General features: G+C 45.7%; 7 protein-coding genes and 2 tRNA genes. 5 read left to right on the top strand and 4 right to left on the bottom strand.

The window, feature by feature from the left end:
- On the bottom strand, positions 1-578 hold a 578-nt coding region (locus tag PHF79_03545; protein MDD5318858.1), incomplete at its 3' end, for a hypothetical protein.
- A gap of 128 nt (positions 579-706) precedes the next feature.
- On the opposite strand from PHF79_03545, the gene PHF79_03540 reads away from it, so the two are divergent.
- The 5 genes from PHF79_03540 to PHF79_03520 all read left to right on the top strand — a co-directional run bounded on the left by PHF79_03540 (position 707) and on the right by PHF79_03520 (position 5,663).
- Positions 707-782: transfer RNA gene (locus PHF79_03540), tRNA-Val, on the top strand.
- 31 nt (positions 783-813) lie between these two features.
- On the top strand, positions 814-2,007 hold the full coding sequence (locus PHF79_03535; protein MDD5318857.1) for a tRNA (adenosine(37)-N6)-threonylcarbamoyltransferase complex transferase subunit TsaD: 1,194 nt from the start codon (positions 814-816) through the stop codon (positions 2,005-2,007).
- A gap of 30 nt (positions 2,008-2,037) precedes the next feature.
- Positions 2,038-4,365 carry a valine--tRNA ligase gene (locus tag PHF79_03530; GenBank protein MDD5318856.1) on the top strand — a complete coding sequence of 776 codons (2,328 nt, stop codon included), beginning with the start codon at positions 2,038-2,040 and terminating at the stop codon, positions 4,363-4,365.
- Between the two features lie 10 nt (positions 4,366-4,375).
- Positions 4,376-5,101: a PrsW family glutamic-type intramembrane protease gene (locus tag PHF79_03525; protein MDD5318855.1), complete on the top strand. Its 726-nt coding sequence runs from the start codon at positions 4,376-4,378 to the stop codon at positions 5,099-5,101.
- 37 nt (positions 5,102-5,138) lie between these two features.
- The gene (locus PHF79_03520; GenBank protein ID MDD5318854.1) at positions 5,139-5,663 is read left to right on the top strand and encodes an Hsp20/alpha crystallin family protein; all 525 of its coding nucleotides are present in this window, start codon (positions 5,139-5,141) and stop codon (positions 5,661-5,663) included.
- Between the two features lie 92 nt (positions 5,664-5,755).
- Here PHF79_03520 and PHF79_03515 read toward each other — a convergent pair whose 3' ends face one another.
- From PHF79_03515 to PHF79_03505, 3 genes are all read right to left on the bottom strand, one after another.
- Positions 5,756-6,334 carry a hypothetical protein gene (locus PHF79_03515; GenBank protein ID MDD5318853.1) on the bottom strand — a complete coding sequence of 193 codons (579 nt, stop codon included), beginning with the start codon at positions 6,332-6,334 and terminating at the stop codon, positions 5,756-5,758.
- Between the two features lie 116 nt (positions 6,335-6,450).
- Positions 6,451-6,972, bottom strand: coding sequence for an NYN domain-containing protein (locus PHF79_03510; protein ID MDD5318852.1), 522 nt, complete (start codon positions 6,970-6,972; stop codon positions 6,451-6,453).
- Positions 6,973-7,043: 71 nt separating this feature from the next.
- Positions 7,044-7,119: transfer RNA gene (locus tag PHF79_03505), tRNA-Phe, on the bottom strand.
- Between the last annotated feature and the right edge of the window lie 3 nt (positions 7,120-7,122).

Raw genomic sequence — 7,122 nt, 5'->3', positions numbered from 1 at the left:
GTGTTGAACATCACGCAGATTTTCATGACAACATCCTTGAGCTCACCGTTGATAAGGCTGAGCAGCCCGACGGCGCCCGGCTCCGCAAAGCCAAGACGAATAGCTTCCTTGCAGGCTCCTCCAAATGTGCTCCCAGAGCGTATTTGGTCAAAGATGAAGTTTAGAGTGCCGTTGAGCACGGCGCTGATTCTCACAGGCTTGTCTCCAATATGACGTGATTTGATGTATGGCAGCATCCTGGTGCCTCCACCCGCCGAAGCACTGAAACCGATCTGCTTGCGATACGGAAGCAACAACTGGGCGTGATACGCGAAGGCTCCCTTTTCACAAGTAATGACTGGTATATTGGCTTCGGCACACGCCAGGATATAATCCCGTGCCGCCTCGCCTTTGTCCCGAGTTGAGATTGTGATGAACACGGCTTCCGGGCGCTGGGCCTGCAGAAAATCCGGAAATAAACACGCCGACAAGGTCTTCACATGAAAAAATGCGGTCTCAAAACCCTTGCCAGTAAGATAACCTGAGAGGTAGGTACCGATTCCTCCCTTACCGACGATGACTACTTTATTTTTTTGCATAGAACTGCCCTTCTCTTATTTGAGATTTTCTTCTATTGGACATAATACTGACTTATGGTCAAATGTCCAGGAATTCCCAATCCCCTAGCTTGTTTTTATGCTTAAATTGAGATATCTTGATAGGGCATGCGCGGTTAGCTCAGTTGGTAGAGCGCAACATTGACGTTGTTGATGTCGGGGGTTCGAATCCCTCACCGCGCACCAGACACGGTCTAAAATACGCAGTCAAAATATTATGAAAATCCTCGGCATTGAAACCAGCTGTGATGAGACGGCTATTTGTATTCTTGAGGGTGATCCATCAGAAAACGACCTTGGGGTCAGGCTGCTTGGAGAAACCATCAATTCCCAAACTAAAATCCACGAACAATACGGGGGTGTTTTTCCTATGATGGCCAAGCGTGAACATGCTAAAAATATTTTACCCTTGCTGGAACAAACTTTGAAACAGGCGAGCTTGTATGTGGCCGCACACGAGAAAGTTGATTCACTCGATAAAGAAATCGGAAAAAAACTCGAAGAAATTTTTCAAAAGGAAACTGGATTACTTGAAGAGACCTTGAATTTTATTTCATCTATCAAAAAACCAGACCTTGATGCTATTGCTGTGACTGAGGGTCCCGGTCTAGAACCAGCACTTTGGGTCGGCCTACTTGTGGCCCAAGCCCTCGGTCTCGCTTGGAATATTCCAGTCCTACCAACCAACCACATGGAGGGACACATCGTGGCTTCCCTACTTATTCCCGATCAAAAGCTCACACTGACACTCGCCGTTCCCAACTTCCCCGCCCTTGCGTTGCTTATTTCTGGCGGACACACTGAGCTAGTCTTGGTCAAGGATTGGCATCACTACGAAATTATTGGCTCGACCAAGGACGACGCTATTGGTGAAGCTTTTGATAAAGTCGCCCGTCTGCTCGGTCTACCCTATCCCGGGGGTCCAGAAATTTCCAAACTCGCGGCCGAATGGCGAGCTGAATATAGTCAGCCTCTATTTACCTTGCCTCGCCCCATGCTCAAATCCCCCGACTTTGATTTTTCTTTTTCTGGGATCAAGACAGCTGTGCTATATGCTGTACGCCACTTTGAAAAAGAAAATAACCGGCCACTCAACCAAAAAGAAAAGCAGGCCTTGGCTGGGGAATTTGAAAATGCCGTGACCGAAGTGCTAATTTCAAAAACTCGGCGAGCAATCGCAGAAAAAGGTGCCCAGTCGCTGATCCTCGGTGGCGGGGTGACTGCCAATACCTACATCCGTGAAGCCTTCAAAAAACTTTCGGCTGAAATGAGCACTCCTCTATATTTACCCGAAACTAAACTTTCCACCGACAATGCTGTCATGATTGCATTGGCCGGTTATTTGCGGATAAAAAACAATCAAAACACTGTGGGTCCATCTCTTCGGGCCAAAGGAAACTTATCTTTATAAATCCACATTTTTCTGCTAAAATAGTCTTCAATGAACCCTTCAAATATTCCTGAAAAATTCCTAAAACCTTACGACCCTGTTGAGACTGAACCCCGCATCTACAAACTCTGGGAGGAAAGTGGCTTTTTCAATCCCGATATTTGTATTAAAAAGGGTATCACTGCCCCGGATGCCGAACCTTACACTATCATCCTTCCCCCTCCCAACGTCACCGGTATCCTCCATATGGGACACGCCCTGATGGCCGCTATTGAAGATATTGAGATACGTTTTCATCGCATGCGAGGCTATCGCACCCTCTGGGTCCCAGGTACCGACCACGCCGCTATTGCCACCCAGTCACGGGTGGAAAAAGATATTCAAAAAAGTGAGGGCAAGACCCGTCACGATCTCGGCCGTGAAGAAATGCTCAAGCGCATCAATACTCACGCCAAACAAAGTCAAGCCTCCATCAATGCTCAAATAAAAACTCTCGGGGCTTCATGTGATTGGTCACGTGAAGCTTTCACTTTGGACGATGCCCGACATCACGCCGTCTACACCGCTTTCAAACGTATGTATGATGCTGGTCTGATCTATCGCGGTCATCGCATCGTCAACTGGGACCCAAAAGGCCAGACCACTATTTCTGACGATGAGATTGTCTACGAAGAACGCCAAGCCACTCTTTACACTTTTAAATATTCTGCTGATTTTCCTATTGCTATCTCGACCACCCGCCCTGAAACCAAAGTCGGAGATACAGCAGTGGCTGTTCATCCAGACGACCCTCGCTATGCGGAGTTTGTCGGTAAGGAATACGACGTGGCTTTTTGTGGCGTCCCTCTGCATATAAAAATAATTGCCGACAAAGCCGTAGAAAAAGATTTCGGGACTGGAGCTCTAGGGGTGACTCCGGCCCATAGCATGATTGACTGGGAAATAGCTGACCGACACAAGCTTCCCAGACCGCAGGTCATCAACGAGTACGCCAGGATGATGGTGGGCGATGATCGCATCAAGGATAAAAAAACTACCGAGGCCCGCATCGCCGTCGTTGAGTGGCTCCGCGCTGAAAAACTTTTACTTAAAGAAGAGCCGACGACTCAAAATATTTCGACGGCGGAGCGCACTGGCGGTATCGTAGAGCCGTTGCCAAAGCTGCAGTGGTTTATGGCCGTCAACAAACCCTTTGTCCTCTCACATTCACAAATAGATGGCATACCTTCTGGCGGCGAAACAACCCTAAAAGAAATTATGCGCAAAGCCGTGGAGGGTGGCCAGATTTCCATTTTGCCAGACTATTTTTCTAAGACCTATTTTCATTGGATAAACAACCTCAACGATTGGTGTATCTCACGCCAGATCTGGTATGGCCACCGCATCCCCGTATGGTACAAAGGTGAATCAACAGAAAGGCCTGATGAGATCTGGTGTGACCTAAAAGCGCCTGAGGGATCCGAATGGAAACAAGATGAGGACACTTTGGACACTTGGTTTTCATCCGGTCTGTGGACATTTTCTACTCTCGGCTGGCCAGACAATTTTGATGAAAAGACCGGCAAAATAAAAGCGGGATTTGAAAAATCTGATCTCGCTATCTACCACCCGACTGACCTGCTAGAAACTGGCTATGAAATCCTCTTTTTCTGGGTGGCCCGCATGATTTTGATGAGCGGGTTCCATCTTGGCACCGTCCCATTCAAAAAAATTTACTTGCATGGCACAGTCCGCGATGCCCAAGGCCGCAAGATGTCCAAATCTTTAGGCAATGGCATAGACCCAATGGATGTGGCTAAAAAATATGGCATGGATGCCGGGCGCATGGCGCTCGTCCTCGGCGCCGCGCCCGGCATCGACACCAAAATTTCCGAAGACAAAATCAAAGGTCAAAAACATTTTGCCAATAAACTTTGGAACATTACTCGTTTTGTCCTGCAATCCACTATCCGCGCAGACGAGACGATTGTACATTATGGTGCTGAATTTAAAAATTGGAGCGAAGCAGATAAAGCTCTCATCGCCGCCCGTGATACTGAAATTCAATCTGCCACTCAGGAAATAGAAGACTTGAATATCCACATCGCTGCTGAGCGACTATACCATTATGCCTGGCATACTTTTGCCGACACAATCCTAGAGGATAGCAAAAAAATTATCGGCGACAATTTTAAAGGCAACACTGTCAAGTCAGGTCAAGAGGTTGACTCGCGTCAACAATTTTTATTGCAGACTCTTCGTACTCTCCTTATGGCTTTGCATCCTTTTATGCCTTTTGTCACCGAAGAAATCTGGTCATCAATCCCTTCAGAGCGGATCGGGCGAAAAGACACGCCCTTGATAGTAGAGCAGTGGCCCAGATATGCTGGCCTAAAATAATTTATTTTTTATGGCAACATTCTTTAATTCTTTTTCTATCTTCTCAAACGGACTTGTTTCATTTTCTTATGCCTTCCTGGCCGGCTTGATTCCCGCTCTTATTTGGCTTTGGTTTTGGCTTCACGAAGACCAGCATCCAGAACCCGTCAGGCTGATCATTAGCACTTTCCTTGTGGGCATGCTGGGAGTGATCATCGTGGCCCCTTTTGAACGCTATATGGCCACCCTCTTTCCAAGTGGCAGTCTTGAGGTTCTCTTTTTGTGGGCTGTCGGCGAGGAAGTAGTCAAATATCTGGCCGCTTGGACAATAGCTCTCCGGACCAGGGCTTTTGATGAGCCGATTGATGCTTTTGTCTACATGACCACGGCTGCTTTGGGTTTTTCGGCCCTTGAAAATGTTTTTTTTACCTTGACCCCAATCCTGGCCGGCGATCCTTTCCGCAGCCTCCTCACTGGTGACATGCGTTTTATTGGAGCCAGTCTTTTGCACATAGTCACTTCGGGCCTAGTGGCTATTTTTATTGGCTTGGCCTATTACAAAAAAAGCTGGATCAAAAGCGGGGCGGTCATAGTGGGACTAGTCCTCGCCATCACATTGCACACTGTCTTTAATTTCTTTATAATAGTAAGCAACGGATCAAGTACATTTATTGTTTTTGGTCTCGTCTGGATTGCCATTATCGCTATTATTTTCTTATTAGAAAAAATAAAGTCGATTCATGCGCAGAAAATATAAATGGTTCAAAAAATAGTTCGATAATTTAAATAAAAATATGAAAGAAAAACGTTCACTTTTTGAAAGACTCACTGGCAGCATTTCTGTTGATGATGATTTCGAAGACGAGGAGGAAACCGAAGAGCAAGAGCCTGCTCGTAGTATCAAATTTCCTCCAGCAAAGAAGGGCAAGCAAAGCAACCTCCCAAACCCATCTTCTATAGCCACTTGGATGGAAGAAGAGTCGGGCGAAGGCCAGCTTTCTGTAGACGTTTACGAAACTCCCACTGAAATAGTCATCAAGACCATGGTGGCCGGAGTCAAGAGAGAGGATTTGGATATTTCTCTCACTCGAGACATGGTCACTATTAAAGGCAAGCGTGAAGAAGAGCACGATGTCTCTGAGGACAATTACGTTCACAAGGAGCTTTACTGGGGCAGTTTTTCTCGCAGTATTCTTTTGCCTCATGAGGTAGAGATTGAAGAGGCTGAAGCCACTGAAAATCTAGGCATGCTGACTATTCGTTTACCGAAAGTCGACAAGGAGCGCCAGACTAAGCTCAAAGTGATGAAGGCGATCTAAAAATTTTTCAAACATTAACTAAAGAAAAAGCCGGATGCATTGCAGAGTGCACCCGACTTTTTGTTTTGATATTCTAGGTTTTTGCCTGCTTTTTACAGTGTGGCTATTTCACTCATCTGGCAGTTTTTTGAATTGTGGAGATAGTACATGATCCCCATCGTCAGTAATGCTGGGAAAAACCCTCCCTGGAAGAACATCCCGAGAAAGGTGGCGCCGGAAAAGATGAGCATAGACCAAGCTAGGTAGCCGAGATATCGACTGATCAAGTCTTGGTGACTCAACCCAAACAACCACTCGAAAGCAAAAAAGACTCCTGACATCATCAGTCCGTAAATCCACACAATCAGCCCGATGCAGCCATCCTGGATCAAACCATTACCAACGCCGCAACCAAAACCGAGAACAAAAGCAGCGTAGGTTAGATGCCGTTTGACGGTCCTTGTGGACACGCCACGAGCGGGCAAGGTGAGCTCGTCAATTGAGTTGGCAATCAAGGCCAAGGGTACACTGACCACCCCGTTGACCCAGAAGGGAAAATACCAGCCAAAGGCTGATAGGGGGAAGAATCTGCCTCCCACCCACGTGCTGCGAGCCCAGAGCTCGAGAAGGGCAAAATCAACCCAGCCGAGAGTGATCAAAACCAAAATCTTCAACATTTTTTTATCTTTCATAAGGAGAACAATCTGGCAAAAATATACCACAGCTACATGAAATGTCAAAAAACTTATGGTATTGACTTTTATCCTGATCCGTCTATATTATATGTATCACCAACGGAAAAGTGTCCCTATAAGGTTTCGTCCTTATAGGGCCTTTTCTTTTTATATTCCAACTTATCTTTTAGGTCATTCATATACCGTAAATAGGGACCAAACTCTTTTAACTTTAGGAGTGCGGAAAATTTAAATTGATTAGGAATAATCAGAACTTTTAGCTTATTCTTACTGATAAGATGTTTTGCCAGACAATAAAAGTCCCCGTCGCCAGTAACAATGATTGCCTTATCATAATTAGTAAACTCAATCATGGCCTGAAGCACTAATTCTGCATCACAATTACCTTTTGTTTTTCCATCTTTATATACAAGAGTCGGCTTAAATATACAGATAAAACCTGCCTCTTGAAGCGCTTTATATAACTCGGTGTTACCTTCAACATATCCGATAAACAGATAAGCGGTCGCTATCGAATATTTTTCTTTCAAATAAACTCTGAATCTTCTAAAATCTAAAGACCACCCCAAAGACCGTATGCTCAAATTTAAATTTTGGCTATCTATAAATGCGTAATTGTTTCCTCCTTTTTCCATGCGAGTAGTATATCAAAGTTTTAACCAAAAACACCCATGTATTCAAGGGCGTTCTTTGTAAGTCTATGTACTGGTGCCGAGGGGCGGACTCGAACCGCCGACCCCATCCTCTTCAGGGACATGCTCTACCAACTGAGCTACCTCGGCATT

The sequence above is a fragment of the Candidatus Paceibacterota bacterium genome (genome assembly GCA_028714275.1).
Lineage (GTDB): Bacteria > Patescibacteriota > Minisyncoccia > Phycocordibacterales > CAINVO01 > CAINVO01.
This window is presented reverse-complemented; position numbering and strand designations above follow the sequence as displayed.

Bases quoted from the DNA above. Each gene is read 5' to 3' on its own strand.
- PHF79_03525 (MDD5318855.1), top strand. From the start codon at position 4,376: ATGGCAACATTCTTTAATTCTTTTTCTATCTTCTCAAACGGACTTGTT.
- PHF79_03535 (MDD5318857.1), top strand. From the start codon at position 814: ATGAAAATCCTCGGCATTGAAACCAGCTGTGATGAGACGGCTATTTGT.
- PHF79_03515 (MDD5318853.1), bottom strand. From the start codon at position 6,334: ATGAAAGATAAAAAAATGTTGAAGATTTTGGTTTTGATCACTCTCGGC.
- PHF79_03510 (MDD5318852.1), bottom strand. From the start codon at position 6,972: ATGGAAAAAGGAGGAAACAATTACGCATTTATAGATAGCCAAAATTTA.
- PHF79_03530 (MDD5318856.1), top strand. From the start codon at position 2,038: ATGAACCCTTCAAATATTCCTGAAAAATTCCTAAAACCTTACGACCCT.
- PHF79_03520 (MDD5318854.1), top strand. From the start codon at position 5,139: ATGAAAGAAAAACGTTCACTTTTTGAAAGACTCACTGGCAGCATTTCT.